The organism is Salinimicrobium soli (assembly GCF_048323655.1).
In the GTDB taxonomy this organism is placed as follows: Bacteria; Bacteroidota; Bacteroidia; order Flavobacteriales; family Flavobacteriaceae; genus Salinimicrobium; species Salinimicrobium soli.
Genome location: NZ_JBLUWW010000006.1, coordinates 231,587 through 251,908, shown reverse-complemented (window position 1 = coordinate 251,908; position 20,322 = coordinate 231,587). Strand labels below are relative to the sequence as shown.

Below are 20,322 nucleotides of genomic sequence, written 5' to 3'. Positions count from 1 at the left end.
GATCCAAATGCTAAAAACCTAACATACTAAAGATTTTTGCAATCTTTACTCCCGGATGTAAATAATTATCGTAATAGGATTTATTAGCTTTCTGCATTTCCAGTCTTAGTCGATCATCCCTATGTAAATGGTCTATTGCGGCGATGCAATCCTCCGTTGTTTGATATTTAAGATAATTCTCACCTTCCGTTAGTGGACCAAATAGTTTATACTTGTCAATTGGATTTGAGACCACAGCCATACTGTGAGCTACATATTCCCCGAATTTCCAGCCAATACTCTTCTCTAGGCCCTGGTTAACTATTCCGATTCCAGAATTTTTTAAATGAGTGAGAAATTCTTTTTTATGATATTCTGCTTTTCTAAGCAACAGGTCGGGACATTTCTTTAATGCAAGTTCACTTTTTTCGATTCCCCCTAAAAAATCATTTGAATATTTTTCCTTTAAAAGGCGATTCAGAACTATTCGCTCATTATTCAGCCGTTCTCTTTCTTCTTTTTTCCATTCTACACTATTCCTTTCCGGGTCCCAAAGTCGCGTCCTGAAGATTATTTGTTTGTTACCTGAAGGTTCATTTTGCATTTGGTGTACACTGTTATTGTTAATACAGCCTCTCACGTCCAATAAACCGGATACTGTCCTGGAAAATCGAATGGAGTATTGCAATAGTTTCCATTGTTTTAAAAAAGCTTTTTTTAGAAACCTGTTTTCATAAAAGACCAGGTAATTTAGTCCAAAAGGATATAGTTTATTGCTTTTTTCAAAATCTGAGTGAAGAAGCATTCGTTTAATATAAAAGTCAGCTTCTTCGTAACATTCAGCATTGATTTCCGAATTATCGGCCATATCAAAGAACAGGTTCCGGCCTTTATAGCTGACCTTTAAAATATTGACCGGATAACGAGATAATTCAAGGCGATATTCCGTGTCAATATCACCCTTCTCCCGCAGGTATTCCAAACCGGCAAAAATCTGAATGAAATGGGGCAAAGTGGAATTAAAATGTATTACTACCTTGTCCATTTACAATTGAAGTGCAAAAGCTATTTAATATCATTTTTGGTCAAAAAATCAAATTTTCTGACAGACCGGGTAAGTTCTCTTCCCACCACCTGCCCAAAATCGGCAGCATCAATTCCATATCCTTTGGGTTTTTTCCCTTCAAGATCTTCAAATGCCAGGATATGACCTTTTTTAAGGTCTTTGTTCACAGCAAGAGATTTTTCAAAAATACTTTTTACTTCTCCAAAAACAGTATTTGAAGATTTATCTACAGGATTCCTAAAAGCTGTTTCAATATTTCTGATCCTCTCAACCAATTGTGCCACCTCATCTATTTCAAGCGAGGATTCTGCGTCCGGCCCGAAACTTCTCCTATCAAAAACTGAATGAAATTCCAAGATTTCAGCTCCCAAAGCCCGGGCTGCCAAACATGTTTCTATCTTTGCCGAATGATCTGAAAAACCAATTTTAACTCCGTATCGGTCTTTCAATTCTCGGATTACATTGAGACCATAGTTCTCAGGTCGGGTGGGATAGGCAGTTGTACATTGCAGTAATGAATACTCCACTCCCCTTTTTTTCAAGAATTCTGTCGCATCATCGAGCTCCGTATACGAGCTCATCCCGGATGAGAGAATAACCGGCTTACCAGTTCTTGCTATCTTTTCCAGCAACAAAAAATTAGTTACTTCTCCTGAACCGAGCTTATATCTTTTAACCCCGATATCTTCCAAAAGATCTACCGCCGCATTACTGAATGGAGAGGCTAAAAATTCCACGCCCTTTTCATCACACCTGTTCTTTAAAAGTAACCATTCATTTTTATCAAATTCCATTCGTTTCCAATACTCCAGCCTGGAAGAATCCTGATAAGAAAATTTTACACGAAAAGGTTCATGAATACTGCTTTCGGCTTCGGCTATGTGAACCTGGAATTTTACGGCATCTACTCCGGTTTCAGCCAAGGCGTCTATATAGGAAAGTGCCATACCCAAACTGCCTTCATGAGCTTGACCTACCTCTGCGATAATAAAGGCCATTTATAAAAATTTTGATTGCAAGGTAAATATTATAAAACAAAGAAAAACCTTTATCTGGCTCTTCAATCTGTTGTGCTACCAAAATATCTTCCGGGATACTGATATTTTAACTTGGTAAGCAGTTTTTCCCTGGCCCACCAGATCTTTTGTTTCCATGTAGGATCAATAAAAATTATTTTCAGGCCTCCCTGCCAGGTGCCTTCTTTAAAAGGTCCCGATCCTGAATTCTTTTTCAGGCTGATAGAATGCACATACTTATGATAGGGAAACAGTTCTCTCAATACTTTCAATTGCGGAGTTCGATCACCCTCTATTACTATTATTGCATGCTGATTGAGTAATTCCTTTACACCTCTTAAACTATTATCTGCCCCATCAATAATAAGAAATTCGATAGGCTTAATTCCCGCTATGGAGGTTATGTCATCAAACACAGTGAGATAATTAATTTTAGTGCCTAGATTTCGCTCAAGAGCTTTTTTACAGAAGGGGTTTGATTCAGTCCCGGAATATTGAATATTATTATTGACTGCCAAAATACTTCCTGAAATGCTCCCAATTCCTAACCCCACTTCAAGCACATGGGTGATATCAAAGGTCTTTATAATTTTGTAGATCTTTTGCACTGCATATTCACTGGCAATATATTGATTGCCCTCTTTATGTAAGAAACTTTTGTAAACCTTTAGAAGATTCTTGTTCACTCCTTACACCTTTAATACCAGATTAATACTGCCGGCCATTAATTCTTCTTCAGTAAAGCCTGCGAAATCTTCATGAATAGATACGGCTTTAAACTTTTCATAGGACGTGCTATTTTTAGAAGGTATTTCAAATTCAACATGCTCTAAATAATAACCGAGTTCCTTAAAAATTTCAAGATATTCTGGCAGACGAAGACGGTTGTGATAATCGAACTTTGTGCATTTTTTCTTCCACTCTGTCTTAGAAAATCTTAAAAAATCCTGTAAAGAAAGGCTCTTATCCACATAAGCCCTATGATCACTGGGAGAAATAAAATGAATGACAAGGGTACCGGGGTCAAGAGAATTTTTAAACCTCAAGTGCATCTTTTTTATTTCATCCGGACTCACGTGTTCTAAAACGAATCTAGAATAAATGACATCGATATTTTTCAAAATTTCACCTGATAGATCTTTATTGGGATAATATTCTACTTCAGGAGGAAGAGAAAATTCTCCCGTAGTATTTTGAATTTCAATTCCGAACTGTTGAACAAACAGGAGATTCAATTTCTTTATTGAAACTGAATTATAATGCCTGTAGAGATCATACGTCTCTACTTTTTTTGCTCCGCCCAGATACGTTATAAAATAAGGCATGATAGGTAACCAGCCCGAACCTATTTCAAGAATCTTTTTATCTTTTAAAGAAATCCCTACTGTATCGGTTAGACGCTGCAGTTGTTGATAAGTTCCCTGAGCGGCTTTAATCTTTTGTTCCAGGGATCTCTGTTGAAACTTACTTTGCAGAAAATGATAAATTCTTATGCCCAAATGCTCTGGAAGTTCATCTAGTACTTGAAAAAGCAAAATTTTTGCTGCTAACTTAGTGTTCATCAAATAAGACCTTGATTTGCCTGAGCAGTGGGATAATTCTTCATATTATTAGAAGTCTTTTTTTTTAAGACGGGCTAAAAGTTTGGTTTGTATCATGGTAAAAAAACCTTTCCCATTTAGTTCCTGAAAATTGCTCTTTTAACTCATAGTAATTAATAATAAGATCATTTAAATTTTCCGGGTTTTGTTTAATCATAGTAGAAGAAACCTCATAAGGGAGAACTCCGAATTCCTTAAAAAGCGAATTCATTTCTTTTTGCTTGTTCCTACTGAGATCCTCATAAAAAACGGGTATAATTTTGTGACTCTTAAACCTCTTTTTTGTTTCCTGATAATATTTTTCAATCGTCTTAAAAGTTTCTATGCATTCATCTGGAGGTAAATATACTTTCTTATCTTTAAGCTCAATCTCATCAGGATCACGTGGAGTTTTAGTCCATAGCCTTGTTTGCAGACCAATTTTCTTTGAAACATAGGATCTAAGAATATTGTTCCGCATTAAGTGTATTACTACAACTTCTTCATCTTCAGCCAAGATATTCCAAATATCTTTATCTATACCTTGGACCGGGTGGAAGTAGAATAGTTTGAAACCGACCCACTTTATTTTCCTGTGACGTTTTCTAAAAATACCACTCCAGATCTTACTGCTAGGGTAAGAATCCAATTTTTTAAATTTTTCCCCAAAACAAACAATTTGCGGGTGTGAATTCAGAAGTTGAGCCAGGAGAGTCGAACCTGTTCTTGCATCACTTATTATAACGAACTTTTTATATCTACGACTACCCAATAGTTTTTCATTCCAATTCTGGATGTTCCGACAATATTTGATGAAAACATCAGGGAATTTTATCTTCATCTCTTCAGGAGTTTAAATATTGACTGGTTACGCCATTCTCTATACTCCACTATTTTATAACTGTTACTATCAAAAATTTCCATTAATTCTCCTTTAGTATAATCACTTAACCACCCATTCTCCAATCGATTGGCCTTAGAAATATCTGTACAGGAATAAGATAAAACTACTTTTTTAATTTTAGGATTTAATTGAGCAAAAACAAACGCTATATCATACACATATTCCAGAACCCCACTGAAAACTGCAGTATCAAAACCAGCAAGATCAAATGGAATTTTTTTATTTAGATCACATTTTAAAACAGAGGGGTTTCTTTGAATAAGATCAGAAGGAGTGTATTCACATCCTTCAGGCAATAAATCTCTCAGTACCATATTGCCAGCTCCAAACTCAATTACTTTTGAATCAGGCTCCACCATATTTCCCATAATGCAGGTACGCTCATTCCAATCTTGAAAAAGATGCTCCTCTGCCTGCCACCTCTCATAATCAGTCTTTTTTCCGGCTTTTAGTTTTCGCGTTATTCTGACCTGTCTGGAAATTTTCCTTCGATGCTTAGCAGCTCTAATTTTATTACTGAGGAAGCGAATTAACTTTTTCATGATATTCGAATAGCAAACTCAATTAGACTGCCTCCATTCCTGACTTTATAGTAATAAGGTTCCTGTCTGTGAAAGGAGATCAAATGCAGTAATAGACGATCGTTTATTTCTTTCAGGGAATAATAGCTCTTTACTTTCATTTTCAACACCTTTTTTATTCTATATTTCAAAGTGATGGGTTCTCTCGCTGCTTTGATCTGTACTTTGAAGATCCCATTTTCCAATTGAGGTAATTTCCTGTAAAGCAGTTCCTCAATTTCATTTCTCTCGTTGGTTATATACTGACCGACCTCTTTCTGATATAGTTCCTGCATTGTTTTCTCTGAAGGAATCTCTCCCCAACCTCTTGGATTTACCGCTGTTCTATTTTCTTTTTTTGCACTTTTCAAAATCTGGTGATTGAGTGCGACAATACCATTTATTTGCAATTTCTCTGAAAGCTTAGACTTTTCTTCTAAACGATAAGTAGAATGCCACTGATGAAGTACCATTACCTCCTTTTCATAAAATTCAATATCAAGACCGATATTTTCTAATCGAACGTGAAGATCGGTGTCCTCTGCACCCCAGAAATGATAAAATTCATCAAAACCTTTCAGGTCTTTGAGAACTTCCACCGGCAATAGGGAAATCCCTGTCGCCTCTCCATTACTTTTTCTATAAGTACTGAAATCAAAGAACTTTTTGTTCTGCACAGATTCTTTGGAAGACAAAAAACCCACCTGAAAATAAACACACTTTTTTAGATCTTGAAGACTCCTTGCCTTGGCTATAAAATCCTGACGAAAGATCATATCAACATCAGCAATCAAACAAAATTCAGACTCTAAATGTTTTATTACTGAATTTAATGCCTTTGCCTTGTTCCAGGGCTGATCTTGCACCGCATAGCATATATATTCTACAAAAGAAAATTGGTAACATAAGGATTGGGCTTTAGGAGAAAAGCTATCATGGGATCCATAATCAATAAAATGAACCTTAAAGTTTTTATCCTCCTGCTCATCAAAAGACTGTAGACAATTCCGAACATGATCGATTTGACGGTCGCGATATGGGATCAGTACACTTAGCAATTTATTGTTGCAATTGAGTTTCCACCTGATGGTAAGCTTTTAAGACTTTCTCTTTGATAAAATTTCTTTCTAAATAAGGTCTGAGGTTTTGATTACTATATTGAACCGCCTCCCTTACAAAATTTCTATTTTCCACTGCTCTTCTAATATAACAAGCAATTTCCTCAGCATTTTCAGGATCTTCTATTAAATAACCATTTTTTCCATGTTCAATAAGCTCGGCTGTTGCTCCTCCAGGATTAGATTGAATAGGGAAGGCTCCCATAACTATCGCTTCCAGCAGGGTGTTTGGCATACCATCTGAAATACAATTACCAATATAAATTTTGGATTCTCCCATTAACTTCAAGACTTTCCTATGCGGTATTTTACCCAATACCTGAAAATTGTTCCATTTACTTAATCCCAGCTCTTCTACGCTTTTCTCTAAGTCGGGATCACAAGCAAAAACGATTATTCTATAAGGACTTAGTACTTCTTTGATTTTTCCCAGGGCTTCCATAATAAAATAGGCTCGCCCAAGCATTCCCTGGTAACCCTTAATGAGAATGACCTCCCTTGAATCATGAGGAATAAAGGATTCATTCCAAAATTCACTATTGTACCCTCCACCTCCTGGAAAAGTACCCAAATATGTTCCTTTAAAACCAAGATTTCTAGCCAATTGACCATCTCTGTCGCAGTCTGCAAACATATAATCAAAATAGGGCAAGGTAGCTTTTATTTTTTCCAACTCTTCAGGAATATTTTGCATAAAATACAAATCATTCCCCCAGGCAGAATAAATCCATTTTATCCCTGGATTCTTCTTCATAACCTTTAAAATAGGAAAAGCTCCAGAAAATAGAACAAAACTTTGCACTACATCAGGTTTTATTTCTTGTATTTTCTCAGCTACCACATTACTAAGCTTCCTTTGATTTAGAAAGTTAATGGCTTTATCTACCATAGTAGCTCTATTTTTCACCCAATATCGTCCCGGATAATCCCACCTGTTGCGCCAGCCGGTAATCTGATGTACAAAATCAATTTTTTTTACAAAAGTGTTAGAGTCAAAAACATCTATCCAATGGATCTCAAAACCTGAATCTTTTAGCTGTTCGGTCCAGTTAAAAAAATGATTTGAAAACATAGATATCATTAGAATCTTCATTTTCTCTAATCCACTAGTTGTTGAATGGTTTTCTTTAAATATTTTTCAGACAAATAAAACTTGAGGTCTTCCCGGTCTAGAGTAGTAGAAGGATTTTTCTTCCACGTTTTATATAGTTCTTCAAGAAGAGAGGTAATTCTCTCAACCTGATCAATTTCTGCCCAATAACGATAATCTTCGCCCATAAGTCGACGGCTTTCACTGTAATACGGTCCCAGTAGCAAAATAGGTTTATTGGCACTAATACAAAAAGGAAACTTACCTGGTAAGAATGGACTTATTTCTGATTTTGCTTCCAATATGATATTAACTGCTGCTGCTTTCTGAACCCGGTCAACCTCCTGAAGTGGTTGATTATCGGGAACAAAATTAATAGAGGCTTCCTCTTCAGAAACCTTGTTGAGGTAATCTTGAAAATAATTCGTAGCTCCTATAAATAATAGCAAAGCCTCCCCCTCTGCTTCCGGGTTACGCTTGATGAATAATTTAAATCCTTCAACCAGACCTTTTGGATTTCTAGCGTGCAACAAATTACCAGCATGCACTATTGTAAATTTATTTGATTTCATATAAGCAGGCAAAGCATTCGGGGAATCGATTTCCTGTAATTGATGTGGAATTACAACTCCAGTCCTAAAAAAATCTCCGAAGTAACTTCCCATCCATTCTAATAATAGTTGACTGGGAAAAGCAGAGTATTTTGCCTTTTCAGATAGTTCCTTTACGAATTTCCACTTATTCATATAGCCTGGTTCTACCCAGGCATAAGGCCTTGGGTATAAATGCATAGGGTAGGGATCATGAATATACGCTATCCATCGGTCGTGCCATTCCGGCATAGCTAAAAGTGCATGATGAGGACGAAAACTACCTCCTTTACTAAGGGTCAATACCAGGCTTGGATCAAAATCCTTTATTTTTTTTAATTCCTGCACAATACTATTCCTGTCATTAAATAGTGTAAAGGAAAATCCGAAAATTTTCTCCAACGGCCGATGCAAATCTAGATTTAACTTATAGCGCAGATGTCTCTCAATCCTGCTGAGAAAATAATAAAAACTCCTTCGCTTTTCTCTAATGGCCACACAAGGAATACCGTCAAGATGGATCTCCTTTCGAGTATAGTGAAGAACTTTTATTTTAAATCCGGCTTTATGCAGATTTCTTATCAGAGAAACCCTTCCTTTAGTTCCACTACTATCCTCTACATCAATGGATTCAGAAATGATTAAGATTTTCTCTTTTGGAGTAGTTTTCAAACTTAGCGAGATTTTGGTAAAACTATTACTTCTTATTACTATATACAACAGGATTTTAATCTTACTTTTGATTTATCCCTTGGAAAATTTAAAAACATTTAAACTATCTTTTTACTGAAACTCAATTCCTTCTAAAATGTTATTTACCTAAAGCTAAAATTTCTATTTCAATGAAGATTGATCTTATTGCCGGAGCAAGACCAAATTTTGTAAAAATAGCAGCAATTATACACGCACTGGAAACAATTCCCTCTTCCTTTAGTTATCGCTTGATCCATACTGGCCAGCATTATGACGACAAATTGAGCGCTGATTTTTTTCGAGATCTGAACATCCCTCTACCGGCACATAACTTGGATATTGGAAGTGGCAGTACCGCCTCACAAACTGGAGGTATCATGATGGCTTATGAACAACTTTTACTATTGGAGAAGCCTGATATATGTCTTGTGGTGGGTGATGTAACCTCAAGTATGGCCTGCGCTATTACAGCAAAAAAAATGCAGGTAAAAGTAGCCCATATTGAAGCAGGATTACGTTCCTTCGATTGGAAAATGCCAGAAGAAATAAACCGTGTTTTGATAGATAGTATTGCTGATTTCTTCTTTACTACTACAAAGGAGGCTAAACACCTTCTACTTGAATCAGGAAAAAACGAACAGGATATTTTCTTTGTAGGAAATACAATGATTGACACTTTGTTAAAGTTCAAACCCCACTTTCGAAGGCCTGAAATATGGAACCAACTGAATTTGGAAGAAAAGAAGTTTCTTGTCCTGACTTTGCATAGACCGGATAACGTTGACGATGTAAAAAATTTAGAGAGGATTCTTAATACAATATTAAGTAATGTAGGGAACCTACCTGTAATATTTCCGGTACACCCAAGGACAGCAAAAACCTTGAAGGAATTGAATTTTATCAGAGAAAATTTGCACCTTATAGATTCTTTAGGGTACCTCGAATTTAATTATCTTGTAGAAAGGTCTAAAGCTATATTAACAGACTCTGGGGGAATAACAGAAGAAGCTTCTATTTTACAAATCCCTTGCCTTACATTACGTGAAAATACAGAACGGCCTGAAACAGTAACTGTGGGAACAAACAAAATTGTTGGTACAGATAGTGAAAAAATTACTGAAGCTTTAGATGAGCTATTTAATGAAAATTGGAAGAAAGGAGGCATTCCAGATTTATGGGATGGAAATGCAGGTATAAGAATTGCTAATATTCTGAGTAAACTCTCCTCTTAAGCCTTCCTTTTAATTTTAAAATTGGCCTGAGGATAGGATAGAGTAAAAACCCCGCTTTATATTTAGCTCTTTCAAAAAATGATGCACCCGAATATTCCAGTGTCAAATTAATTATTGATTTGGACTTTAAAAAAAATCCCAATTCAATAAAGTAACTCTGGAGAGTGTCGGTTAAAAGCTGTTTCTCTCCTAAATTTATAATTACCATTTCTGTTGCTTTTACTTTGGAGTTCCTTCTCTTTTTATCTGCAGCATGAAATTCAAAAGTGGTAGATTCAGCATGTTTTCTTCCGTAGAAAAGTACTTTATTAATGGAAACACCCTCCAGTCCTTTTAAAATCAATCTCGCATAATACTCCCACTCATCAGCATAAACAATATCCTCACTAAATCTTTCTTCGCCTAATGCTGATTTTATCCATAGAACGTTACACGTATTGAATTCAAGATGATTTTTCAAAATTCTATCTAATTGGCTCAAATCAACTTGGGACACATGATAGGAATTATTTGATCTCTGGTAGACAACCTTATCAAAATCTCCATAAAAGACTGACCTTCCGAAACGACAAAAGGATTTCCCAGAATTATCTAATTCTCTTTTACTAATGGCTAAACATTCTGGATGCGCAATATCATCGCTATCGAACCAGTGAATATATTCACCATTTGCCTTATCTAAACCAAAATTCCGACAAGAATTAGCACCTTTATTTTTCGATTCCGGTCTTTTGTATAGTCTAAATCGGTTATCCTTTCGAACATATTCTTTTACAACGCTCCAAGTGTCATCTGTAGAATGATCATCTACAACAATACATTCCCAATTTTGATATTGTTGCTGTAGAATTGAATCCAGGGACTCTCCTATTAAATCTACCCTATTAAAAACAGGCATTATGATACTGATCAATTCTTTTTCCATTAGTGGTAGATTTTTCTCCTCAGTTTTTTAAAGGGTTTTAAAAGACACCGTCCTACTTTAAATTTCACAATAAGGTTGTGAATAATAATTGTTATTTTGGAAGGTTCCTTTCTAAGTTGCTCTTTGAAAAAATTATCATTGTCTCGTAAGATCTCAGGAAGATTCTTGAAATTGAAAAAAAGACGTTCCTTTACTTTATTTATGAAATAAAGATCTTTTTCCTTATAGCGAATATTGAGGTAGGCTTCAATAAGTTTCCAACTATTTATAAGGTCCACAGCATTTTTACTTGTCGCTTCACTTGTATTTTTTCCTGTTTTCAACCGGTAATATGCTACAGGATCAGGAGAAAAATAAATTTTGTCCGCATTTGAAATCACCCTCGCCATAAATTCACCATCCTGATTAACACTTAAAAATTCAAACCATCCTCCGGCTCGAATAACCGCTTCTCTACTTATCAAATAAGAATGATTTGGAAGGTAACCCACAGAATCCGCAAGAATTTCAAAGAACTGGTAAGAAGATTTGAAATTGCGATAAACAGGAAGTTGTTCAAATATTTTTGACTCTCCAGATATAGATAATCTTCCCCATCTTGAAAAAGAAATTGTTGCATTATTAGTTTCTAATTGCTGGTATTGTTTTTCAAGTTTATCAGGTGAAATAATATCATCACTATCCAGCCATTGTATATATTTACCCTTACTGTTTTCAAGTCCAAAATTGCGACAGGCATTGGCTCCTTTTGGCCTGTCTTCAGGTCTTTGATAATACAGTATCCGATCATCAATATTTGTATAGAATTCCATTAGTTCAGCTGTATGATCATTTGAACCATCATCTACTACTATACACTCCCAATCTGAAAAACTCTGAGTTATTACAGAATTTAGAGTTTCCCCTAAAAACATCACCCGATTATAGGTTGGAATGATAACGGATACTTTAATTTCTGACATTTCTATTTTCAAAAATATTTTTCAATTTGTTTTCCATTTGCTTAAAGGTTTTCCAAATACGATAATTCCTCGAGTTCCTTAATTTTTCAATTTGAAAATTCTGTGTACCTATTTCGTCTAAAAAATTATCAATAGTGCCTTCAATGTTTTGAGTTAAAAGATCTTTATGTTTTTTATAAACATAGCGTCTTAGATCGGGATAATTGAGACGAGCCTTTTTATTTCTAGAGTTGGGAATATTCCTGTAATTGAAAAGTATTTCAGGTATAACAAAAATACTCCAGCCTTTTTTCCCCACCGCAATAGTGAATTCCCAATCCTCAAATCCTTTATCCATGTTTCTATCATAACCATTTACCTCCGCCCAACATTTTTTTCTGAACAATAGACTCGCACTTGCATTGTTCCGAAACAATCCTGAAAAAGGATCAGCACCTGTTGGTTTTGAAATTCTAGTCTCCTTTCCAAATGAGTTTTTAATTGATGCCCAACAAGTAACCATTCCCACGCCAGAATTCTCATCAAGAATTTTTACAGCTTTTTTTAAAAAATCCGGGTGGAAATAATCATCTGCATCTAAAGTTAAAATATATTTTCCCGTGGCTTTTGCTATTCCATTATTTCTGGCACTTACAACCCCTTTATTCACCTGTGTGATCAATAGATCAATGCTGCCAATATATTCATTCAGTGTTTCTTTAGTTGCTTGATTTGAACCGTCATCTATTACAATAATTTCTTTGTTCTCATAGGTTTGATTTATGGCGGAACGAATCGCGTCCTGCACATATTTATCATGGTTATAACAAGGAATTATTACTGAGACTTTATTCATAATAGAACTTTTCTTTTATTCAATATTAAGAAGTATTGTTTAAAATTTGCCCAAACCTGAGAATTGAATTAAAAAGGTAGAGTTTATTTAATAATTGATCTGAAGGTTTTGAATTTCCAAGTCATTTAAAATGGCATTAGTAAATTTTCGCACACCGATTTGGTTGAGATGCTGGGAATCATAAAAATGGAGGCTATCTACCAGTTCAAGGTTTAGATTGTAATCCTTAAAGCTTCCTAATTGAGAGATTCTTTTATTGAACTCAGTATTGCTGGTAATAGATTCGTAAGAATTCCTGGTGATAGGAGGTCTGACTAAGATTAAATCAATTCCTTCATTCCTGAATTTTTTAATTATTCCCTCCAGTACGTTCATTTGTCTCTCTTTAGATGGTAAGGATCGGGATCTAATTTGCTTCTGGTCACTATAATAGCTCAGGCCTCTTTGCACAAATCCACCATCCCCAACATATATGTCCATGCCTTTTATAGCGGGTTCGGCATAATCAGAACGGTCTATTTTATTATTTAACCATGAAAATAATATCGTATTGAACAATTTTATATTTGGAATATCTTGTAGTAGCTTAAAAACAGATAAATGGATTTCTGGCAGGTTGGCAACAATATCTAATGAGGATTCTAATCCATTACCAGTAAAATCATTAGGACTAACCACATAAATAACCTGCTGAGGAGTTAGTTCTTCCAAATAATATTCAAGCAATAATTTAGTTTGCAGAGGAGTTTGAGCGCTAGTTCCTAAATTAAAGGCCTTATATCCTTTTGCCTCAAAAATTCTTGTATCTATGCCTCTATAAGCTAAAGAAGAACCAAGAATAAGTATATCAATATCTTCTTGAAAGGATGCATCGCGAAGACGGGAATAAGTATGTCCGTAGCCTCCTTTTAGGTATATAAGATTTCTTTTAAAATCTCTTGGAGCATAATTCCCAATTATAAACAAAAGGAATATATAGATAACGCCTGCAAATGCAGAAAACAGAACCAGTCTAATAATACCCTTTTTCATCTAAAATTGAAAGTAAATAAACGGAGTTTCTTCAGTATACATATACATCCCAACAGTGAATAAAATAACGGAATAGAAACTCCATCTTAAGAATCGTGGTACCTTCTTCTCCAAATCTTCAAGGGCAAAGGAATTTTCCCTATTAAACCATTCTACACTCAACATCAGGATCAAAAGTAAAGTAAGCATTTTGGTACTCATTATAGTATCAAGATGGGGCATTTCGGCAATCCCTTTTTGTAAAATAACATCAATAAAATTAACAGCCTCCTGAACATTTTTCGCTCTAAAAAAAATCCAGGTAAAACAAATAAGCAGAAAGGTTAAAGATATGTGTCCTAATTCAGAAAAGCTGGGGAAAATTCTTCCAATGGCTATTCCATTTAAATGTTTTCTGTTTCTTTTTTTGATTAAGAGAGGAATAAAGAAGATAGCATTTAATCCTCCCCAAATTAGAAAGGTCCAATTAGCTCCGTGCCAAAATCCACTCAGCAGAAATATTAAAAAAATGTTCCTTATTTGATTTACTTTCGTTCCACGACTTCCTCCCAAAGGTATATAAACATAATCTCTAAACCACGTAGTTAGAGATATATGCCACCTTCTCCAGAATTCCGCAATATCTCTTGAAAAGTATGGAAATGCGAAATTCTGCATCAACTTAAACCCAAATAACCTGGCTGTACCGATTGCTATATCTGAGTAACCTGAAAAGTCTCCATAAATTTGAAAAGCAAACAGAATAAGGCCGAGAATTAAAGTGCTTCCACTATGCGCTTCCGGGTTGGCAAACGCCAAGTTTACATACTCAGCGCAATTATCTGCAATGACCATTTTCTTAAAAAGCCCCCACAAAATTTGCCTCAGACCTTCTGAGATATCTTTTTCGCCAATGCTTCTGCTTTTCTTAAACTGTGGAAGAAGATTTACAGCCCTTTCGATTGGGCCGGCTACCAATTGGGGAAAGAAACTCACATAGACCGCAAAATTCGTGAAATTTTTGCTTGGCTTTAATCGATTCCGATAAATATCAATGGTATAACTTAAGGTTTGAAAAGTATAAAAACTTATACCTACTGGAAGTATAATATTGAGAGTGTAGTAGGGAAAATCTTGGCCCAGCAGACTGAAAGCTTGTTGGAAATTATGAATAAAAAAATTAAAATATTTAAAGAACCCAAGAATACCCAAATTGACAACCAGACTACTCAATAGCAAAATTTTCCTTCTAATTGGATTGGTCTCTTTATCGAGAAAAAGACCTATAAAATAATCGACCAACGTACTAATAAAAATCAGCCCTAGAAACCTCCAATCCCACCATGCATAGAAAACATAGCTAGCTATAAGGAGCACCCAGTTCTGAACCTTCAGATTCTTCCTGAACGACCAATAGACCAATAAAACAATTGGAAGAAAAAAAGCAAAATCGAGAGAATTGAAAAGCAAGAGTTATAGTTTTTCTTTTATTAACCGAATATATTATCGCATGCTATTTCATTAATATGTCTGATTCTATCTACAACAATGATTTATAGATATTCTCCCATTCCTTATCCAGTGAATCCTGATTAAAATGATTCTGTACAAAATTAACAGCCGAAAGACCCATCTTCTTTCTGAGGTCCTGATTTAACATTAACCTTTCAATCTTTTCAGTTAAAGCATCAACATCTCCCTCGTCCACGAGAAAACCGGTTACTAACTCTAAAAGTGTGTATTTAACACCCCCAGAATTAAAAGCAACTATTGGCAATCCACAAGCCTGCGCTTCTAAATTGGCTAGTCCTTGGGTTTCTCTCCTCCCTGCTCTGACTGGCATTGAAGTCGAGATATAAATATCAGACGTCATAAGAAATGATTTTATTTCCTGCTGATTTTTTCTTCCTACCAAATGAATTATATCCTGAAGTTCACTATCTCGAATTCGGGATTGAAGTTCTATTCTTAGAGGTCCTTCTCCAATAATTGTTAATTTCACATTATATCCTTTTTTTCTCAAACGTTGCACAGCCTCTATTGCATACACATGTCCCTTAACTTTACTTAATCTTCCAATTGTGATCATACTAAAAGTTTCACTATCTCTTTCTATTGGAGTCGGATTAAAAAATTTTGTGTCAACTCCTACAGGTAGCAATTTTATTCTTTCTTCTGGGCATCCGATTTTGAGTAACTGCGTTTTCAAATAAGGTGTATTAGCTATGATCAGGTCAGCAAATTCAAAAATATCTTTGTAATAATCCCTATCAAATATCTTATTATTGATCGGAAAGAAGGCGTCATGCCCATGGAAGGAAATTATAATCTTATTCTTAATTAATCCATATTTTTTAAGAATATCTAGAGGTTTTGCATTGGTTCCATACTGAATATGAATTATCTGATGCTTATTAAACTTTTTAAAAAAAGAAAATTGAATAAGGTAATCGAAAGCTTTTACTCCATAATTCCTGAAAAGTTTAAAAAAAATTTTTGCGGAGAAAATATTAGTTAATATGATCAGAGTTGCTCTAAATAACTTCTTAATCCTTGAATAAGGTATTAAGGAATCCTCGCTATAGATTCTGGATTCACTATCAATCTCCTCAAGAAGTTCTATGTTTGAGCTTTCATCTCTTAAACTTCCCTTTAAGGCCAAGTCAATTTTGAATCCTGCTTTTTTAGCCGATTTGAATTGAGAAATCATAAAAGTTTCCGAAACTCTTGGAAATTTCCACATTCTAAATAAAATCCTGCTCATGAAATTTGTTCAGTAAAAACCTTAGCTTCCCTATATCTTTTACTTAACCTGTAACTACTACGTTTCAATTGTATTAAAAGGCTCCCCACTAAGGTGAATTCGAAAAAAAGACGACGATTTAATTCTCTTAAATGCGGTCTAACTTTATTAAAAATATATCGAGAATTTTTTACGTGATCATTCTCAAGTCCCTGGAAGAAAAGAGCCATTAGTTGATTGTAGTAGTATTGAATCAATTGCCGGTCATTTAGCTTAATACTCCTACACAAATTTTCAATTGCAATATAACTTAAGGATTCCTTAAAGCTATTGACATAAAACCTATTGTGGCTGGTTTTAGTTCCAGAATGTTGTCTGTAAAGAAATAAAGGTTTATTAATTATTTGAATAGTTTGGTTTTCAGCTTGAAAAAAAATTCTGGAAAAAAATTCTGTTTCCTCCCCACGGTTTACAATTGGATTAAAAAGGGATTGTTTCTCCAAAAAGCACCTCCTGAACATAACCGAATTAGTTATTATTATTTGATTCCCCAGAATAAGATCCTTGAAAAAAGTATATTTTAAACCTACAGGCAATTTCTTTATAGGTTGGAGTTTATCATCAACATAATAACCGGATGATATTACCATATCACTATCATTTGCAAAACTGTTCATCTTATCTTCAACAAACTGGGATAACATGACATCGTCGCTATCAAACCAATTTACAAAGTCTCCTCTACTTTTTGTAAAGCCATAATTCCTACAGCTATTAGCACCTTTAGTTAGGTGATTAGGACGATGAATATACTGGATCCTGGAATCCTTTTGCTTATAGAACTCCATTAATTCTTCAGTATAATCTTTAGAGCCATCATCAATAACCAGACATTCCCAATTATTATAGGATTGACCTATAATTGAATCAAGATTTTGCCCTATCAAATGGTACCGATTATAGGTAGGAATTATTATGGAAACTAAAGGTTGCAATTAGATTATGAATTTCCCGCAATTTAAGAATCTTTATAATAGGAGATTACCAATAAATGACCAATAACTTGAGAGAAGATAGCAGGTAGCCTAATAAATCCAGAATTTTTAATTTTTATTAAATCCGGAATAGTCTATACAAATCATTATTGCCTTAAGAAAGAGATATATCCCTATATACAAGAATAAGGCTAACCAGGGCTGAATATTAAAAAATCACATGTTTTTTATCAAGTTGCGTCTCAAAAAATACCCCTTCCCTGTTGGTTTATATAAGAACAAAACTGGAACTACATAAAATAGTGCTTTAAATTTTCTGCATTTTATGAGATGGGAAATTATGTAAAAAGTAGACCTGGGATTAAAATAACCCCTATTGTCAAGATCAAAATATTTTAATAAGTATTTTTTAGCCTGTTCTGCAAAAAATGCAACAATGGAGGCTGGAAGTTGTTCATGGGTACTCCATTCCCGCAAAGACAAATACATTTTGTGGTATTCTTTAAAGTAAAATTGACTATTAATTTTCACAAACACATTGGAGTCGTGAACTCCTCTAATAGCAACAGACTCATTTAACTTTCCTGGAACCAGTTTCCCTTTTAAGGATATTTTGATCCATAATTCAGTATCTTCAGCAACCTCTAATTTTTCATTAAAATATCCAATTTTTTCAAATATTTCTTTTTTAACCGTTAGACCGATACCTGAAAAGTGACCAATACCTCCTTCAACCCATAGTTCGTGAAATAATCTTTCAGGTGTAACAGGATATTCAAGTGTGGTTAGTTTTACTTTTTCAGCTTCTAAATCACCTTTTGGCAATCTATAAAAATGAGCTCCAATGGCATTATAAACCCCTGCAATAGTCGGATCATCTTCAAAAATCTTTTGATCATACTTAAATCGATTTTCCAGATAATAATCATCAGCGTCTAAAAAGGCTATAAAATCGCTAGAAGCCTTTTTAATACCCAAATTCCGACTAGCAGATCTTCCCAGGTTTTGCTTTTTGTGATGTTGAAAGATTCTTAATTTTGGGTAATTTGCTTCAAGATCTTTTATGATTTTATAACTCTCATCTGTACTCCCGTCGTCTATGACCAGAATTTCATCTACCTCGGTTTGCTGTACTGCAGATAAAATGGCTTTTTCAATATATGCTTCGGCATTAAATACCGGGATTATGACTGATACTTTAAATTTATCTTTCAAAAGCTATTTTTTAATCCATCTAAGAAATCCAAGTTTCCGAAGAAATTTAATTGACTTAGATCGCAATATATTTTTTCTGAACATTCTTAATTCTTCTATTTCCGGATATTCCCTAAATTCTTTGGATAATATTAACTTTCTTTCAGAATGAAGTAGAGTCCTTTCTTTAGAACTAATACCGTCCTTAAAAAATCTTGAGAGAAGCAAATTTGCCTTTTTGGTAGTAAATCCATATTTCAATACTCCAACAGCAGTGAACTTCCAATCACTTATAATTCTATATGTCTCGTCATAACCACCTAATAACTGAAATGCTGATTTTTTTATAAAAGTTCCCTGATGCGGAAGAGAATCACTTTTTAAAAAATTATAAGAAAGTATTTCAGGAGTCCATTTGATATATTTATCATCCTTTTCCACTACTTCAGTGTTAAAATAGATAATTTCTTCATCCCCTAAATATTTTTGAGCTGAATCTAATACTGTTCTATCAATGAAATAATCACCGCTATTTAAAAATAATAAATAATCACCGCTGGCAATTTTCGCTCCTTTATTCATGGCATTATAGATCCCTGTATCAGGTTCACTAATCCAGTAATCCATTTTGTCAGAATTTGCATCTAAATATTCCTTGCTTCCATCAGTTGAACTTCCATCAACAATAATATATTCAAAATCCTGCCAGGTTTGTTCAAAAACACTCTTTAAAGTAGACTTAAGCCCTTCCAGGTTGTTAAGGTTGACGGTAATAATACTAAGGCGGTACTGCTTATCCATTTTAATTGCGGAATTTTTGCTTATATACCATTTTAATTCCGTCTTCCAATTTAATTTTTGGTTCCCAGCCTAATGCTCTTATTCTTGAAATATCTAAAACTTTTCGGGGGGTGCCATCTGGCTTTGATCTGTCCCAAGTAATTCCTCCTCTGTAACCTGTAATTTTCTTTATTTTCTCAGCGAGATCCTTTATGCTTAAATCTTTACCCGTTCCTACATTAAGCCATTGTGTATCGTTATAATGTTGCATTAAAAAGAAGCAGGCTTCCGCCAGGTCATCTACATGCAAGAACTCTCTGCGAGGAGTGCCATTACCCCACACTTCAACAAGCTCGCTGCGAGTTTTTATAGACTTGACTGCGGGCGAAGTAGGCGCAATTTGTCCAACAGTTTCCATTGCTTTTTTAGCTTCATGGAATTTTCTCAAAAGCGCCGGTAAAACATGAGAGGTTTCGGGATCATAATTATCTCCCGGGCCGTAGAGATTTGTTGGCATTACTGAAATAAAATTACAGCCATACTGCCTGTTATAACTTTCGCAAAGTTTTAGGCCGGCAATTTTAGCAATGGCATAAGGCTCATTGGTAGGTTCCAGTTCCCCGGTGAGCAAATATTCTTCTTTAATTGGTTGTGGAGCCATCTTAGGATAGATACAGGAAGATCCCAAAAAAAGCAATTTTTTAACCTGGCCCAAATAACTTTGATGAATAACGTTATTCTGTATCATTAGGTTTTCGTACAGAAAATCTGCGCGATAGGTGTCATTGGCCTTGATCCCCCCCACCTTGGCGGCAGCAAGAAAGACATAATCAGGTTTTTCTTTTTTAAAAAAAGCAGTAACCGCAGATTGATCTTTCAGGTCGAGCTCTTTTGAAGTTCTAAAGATCAGATTAGAAAAGCCTTCTCCTTTCAGCTTTCTCACCAGTGCCGATCCAACCATCCCTGTGTGTCCTGCTATGTATATTTTCGAATCCTTCTCCAAATTAGTATTTCTCTATTTCCTGTTTAGACATATGTCTCCCCTGTAC

20 protein-coding genes are annotated in these 20,322 nt (G+C 34.9%); 1 reads left to right on the top strand and 19 read right to left on the bottom strand.

The features are described 5' to 3' along the window. Positions 1–10 precede the first annotated feature (10 nt). The 9 genes from ACNORC_RS14840 to ACNORC_RS14800 form a co-directional block, all read right to left on the bottom strand. The gene (locus ACNORC_RS14840; RefSeq protein ID WP_418336457.1) at positions 11–1,024 is read right to left on the bottom strand and encodes a hypothetical protein; all 1,014 of its coding nucleotides are present in this window, start codon (positions 1,022–1,024) and stop codon (positions 11–13) included. Between the two features lie 20 nt (positions 1,025–1,044). Continuing rightward, positions 1,045–2,043, bottom strand: a complete 999-nt coding sequence (locus tag ACNORC_RS14835; RefSeq protein WP_418336456.1) for an N-acetylneuraminate synthase family protein — start codon at positions 2,041–2,043, stop codon at positions 1,045–1,047. A gap of 62 nt (positions 2,044–2,105) precedes the next feature. Continuing rightward, on the bottom strand, positions 2,106–2,747 hold the full coding sequence (locus ACNORC_RS14830) for a hypothetical protein (protein ID WP_418336455.1): 642 nt from the start codon (positions 2,745–2,747) through the stop codon (positions 2,106–2,108). 3 nt (positions 2,748–2,750) lie between these two features. Continuing rightward, entirely contained in the window at positions 2,751–3,623 is an 873-nt protein-coding gene (locus ACNORC_RS14825; protein WP_418336454.1) for a class I SAM-dependent methyltransferase, read from the bottom strand. A gap of 64 nt (positions 3,624–3,687) precedes the next feature. Further along, positions 3,688–4,482: a hypothetical protein gene (locus ACNORC_RS14820; protein WP_418336453.1), complete on the bottom strand. Its 795-nt coding sequence runs from the start codon at positions 4,480–4,482 to the stop codon at positions 3,688–3,690. Beyond that, positions 4,479–5,087 (bottom strand): class I SAM-dependent methyltransferase, encoded by a 609-nt coding sequence (locus ACNORC_RS14815; protein ID WP_418336452.1) that lies wholly within the window; start codon positions 5,085–5,087, stop codon positions 4,479–4,481. The genes ACNORC_RS14820 and ACNORC_RS14815 overlap by 4 nt, the downstream gene beginning before the upstream one ends. Next, a complete protein-coding gene (locus ACNORC_RS14810; protein ID WP_418336450.1) occupies positions 5,084–6,163 on the bottom strand; it encodes a glycosyltransferase family 2 protein in 1,080 nt (359 codons plus the stop codon). The genes ACNORC_RS14815 and ACNORC_RS14810 overlap by 4 nt, the downstream gene beginning before the upstream one ends. A 1-nt stretch (position 6,164) precedes the next feature. Beyond that, complete coding sequence (locus tag ACNORC_RS14805) at positions 6,165–7,304, bottom strand: glycosyltransferase family 4 protein (RefSeq protein WP_418336449.1); 1,140 nt, start codon at positions 7,302–7,304, stop codon at positions 6,165–6,167. 17 nt (positions 7,305–7,321) lie between these two features. Beyond that, entirely contained in the window at positions 7,322–8,575 is a 1,254-nt protein-coding gene (locus ACNORC_RS14800) for a glycosyltransferase family protein (protein ID WP_418336448.1), read from the bottom strand. Between the two features lie 170 nt (positions 8,576–8,745). Here ACNORC_RS14800 and wecB point away from each other — a divergent pair, with 170 nt between their 5' ends. After that, the gene (gene wecB, locus ACNORC_RS14795; protein WP_418336447.1) at positions 8,746–9,828 is read left to right on the top strand and encodes a non-hydrolyzing UDP-N-acetylglucosamine 2-epimerase; all 1,083 of its coding nucleotides are present in this window, start codon (positions 8,746–8,748) and stop codon (positions 9,826–9,828) included. On the opposite strand, the gene ACNORC_RS14790 is transcribed toward wecB, so the two are convergent. The 10 genes from ACNORC_RS14790 to ACNORC_RS14745 form a co-directional block, all read right to left on the bottom strand. Further along, the gene (locus ACNORC_RS14790) at positions 9,800–10,753 is read right to left on the bottom strand and encodes a glycosyltransferase family 2 protein (RefSeq protein WP_418336446.1); all 954 of its coding nucleotides are present in this window, start codon (positions 10,751–10,753) and stop codon (positions 9,800–9,802) included. The two genes, wecB and ACNORC_RS14790, sit on opposite strands and share 29 nt — an antisense overlap. Further along, the gene (locus ACNORC_RS14785; RefSeq protein ID WP_418336445.1) at positions 10,753–11,727 is read right to left on the bottom strand and encodes a glycosyltransferase family 2 protein; all 975 of its coding nucleotides are present in this window, start codon (positions 11,725–11,727) and stop codon (positions 10,753–10,755) included. Before ACNORC_RS14785 ends, ACNORC_RS14790 begins: the two co-directional genes overlap by 1 nt. Continuing rightward, positions 11,702–12,550, bottom strand: coding sequence for a glycosyltransferase family 2 protein (locus ACNORC_RS14780; RefSeq protein WP_418336444.1), 849 nt, complete (start codon positions 12,548–12,550; stop codon positions 11,702–11,704). Before ACNORC_RS14780 ends, ACNORC_RS14785 begins: the two co-directional genes overlap by 26 nt. 87 nt (positions 12,551–12,637) lie before the next feature. Beyond that, positions 12,638–13,582: a hypothetical protein gene (locus tag ACNORC_RS14775; protein WP_418336443.1), complete on the bottom strand. Its 945-nt coding sequence runs from the start codon at positions 13,580–13,582 to the stop codon at positions 12,638–12,640. Next, positions 13,583–14,794 (bottom strand): MBOAT family O-acyltransferase, encoded by a 1,212-nt coding sequence (locus tag ACNORC_RS14770; RefSeq protein ID WP_418336442.1) that lies wholly within the window; start codon positions 14,792–14,794, stop codon positions 13,583–13,585. A 307-nt stretch (positions 14,795–15,101) separates the two neighbouring features. Beyond that, positions 15,102–16,325, bottom strand: coding sequence for a glycosyltransferase (locus ACNORC_RS14765; RefSeq protein ID WP_418336441.1), 1,224 nt, complete (start codon positions 16,323–16,325; stop codon positions 15,102–15,104). Then, positions 16,322–17,299, bottom strand: a complete 978-nt coding sequence (locus ACNORC_RS14760) for a glycosyltransferase family 2 protein (RefSeq protein WP_418336440.1) — start codon at positions 17,297–17,299, stop codon at positions 16,322–16,324. Before ACNORC_RS14760 ends, ACNORC_RS14765 begins: the two co-directional genes overlap by 4 nt. A 216-nt stretch (positions 17,300–17,515) precedes the next feature. Then, positions 17,516–18,514: a glycosyltransferase family 2 protein gene (locus ACNORC_RS14755; RefSeq protein WP_418336439.1), complete on the bottom strand. Its 999-nt coding sequence runs from the start codon at positions 18,512–18,514 to the stop codon at positions 17,516–17,518. Between the two features lie 3 nt (positions 18,515–18,517). Then, positions 18,518–19,294: a glycosyltransferase family 2 protein gene (locus ACNORC_RS14750; RefSeq protein ID WP_418336438.1), complete on the bottom strand. Its 777-nt coding sequence runs from the start codon at positions 19,292–19,294 to the stop codon at positions 18,518–18,520. Position 19,295: 1 nt separating this feature from the next. Beyond that, positions 19,296–20,276: a GDP-L-fucose synthase family protein gene (locus ACNORC_RS14745; RefSeq protein WP_418336437.1), complete on the bottom strand. Its 981-nt coding sequence runs from the start codon at positions 20,274–20,276 to the stop codon at positions 19,296–19,298. Positions 20,277–20,322 lie beyond the last annotated feature (46 nt).

Coding starts and splice junctions, on each gene's coding strand:
- ACNORC_RS14775 (WP_418336443.1), bottom strand. CDS start 13,582: ATGAAAAAGGGTATTATTAGACTGGTTCTGTTTTCTGCATTTGCAGGC.
- ACNORC_RS14825 (WP_418336454.1), bottom strand. CDS start 3,623: ATGAACACTAAGTTAGCAGCAAAAATTTTGCTTTTTCAAGTACTAGAT.
- ACNORC_RS14815 (WP_418336452.1), bottom strand. CDS start 5,087: ATGAAAAAGTTAATTCGCTTCCTCAGTAATAAAATTAGAGCTGCTAAG.
- ACNORC_RS14840 (WP_418336457.1), bottom strand. CDS start 1,024: ATGGACAAGGTAGTAATACATTTTAATTCCACTTTGCCCCATTTCATT.
- ACNORC_RS14780 (WP_418336444.1), bottom strand. CDS start 12,550: ATGAATAAAGTCTCAGTAATAATTCCTTGTTATAACCATGATAAATAT.
- ACNORC_RS14790 (WP_418336446.1), bottom strand. CDS start 10,753: ATGGAAAAAGAATTGATCAGTATCATAATGCCTGTTTTTAATAGGGTA.
- ACNORC_RS14835 (WP_418336456.1), bottom strand. CDS start 2,043: ATGGCCTTTATTATCGCAGAGGTAGGTCAAGCTCATGAAGGCAGTTTG.
- ACNORC_RS14750 (WP_418336438.1), bottom strand. CDS start 19,294: ATGGATAAGCAGTACCGCCTTAGTATTATTACCGTCAACCTTAACAAC.
- wecB (WP_418336447.1), top strand. CDS start 8,746: ATGAAGATTGATCTTATTGCCGGAGCAAGACCAAATTTTGTAAAAATA.
- ACNORC_RS14805 (WP_418336449.1), bottom strand. CDS start 7,304: ATGATATCTATGTTTTCAAATCATTTTTTTAACTGGACCGAACAGCTA.
- ACNORC_RS14765 (WP_418336441.1), bottom strand. CDS start 16,325: ATGAGCAGGATTTTATTTAGAATGTGGAAATTTCCAAGAGTTTCGGAA.
- ACNORC_RS14820 (WP_418336453.1), bottom strand. CDS start 4,482: ATGAAGATAAAATTCCCTGATGTTTTCATCAAATATTGTCGGAACATC.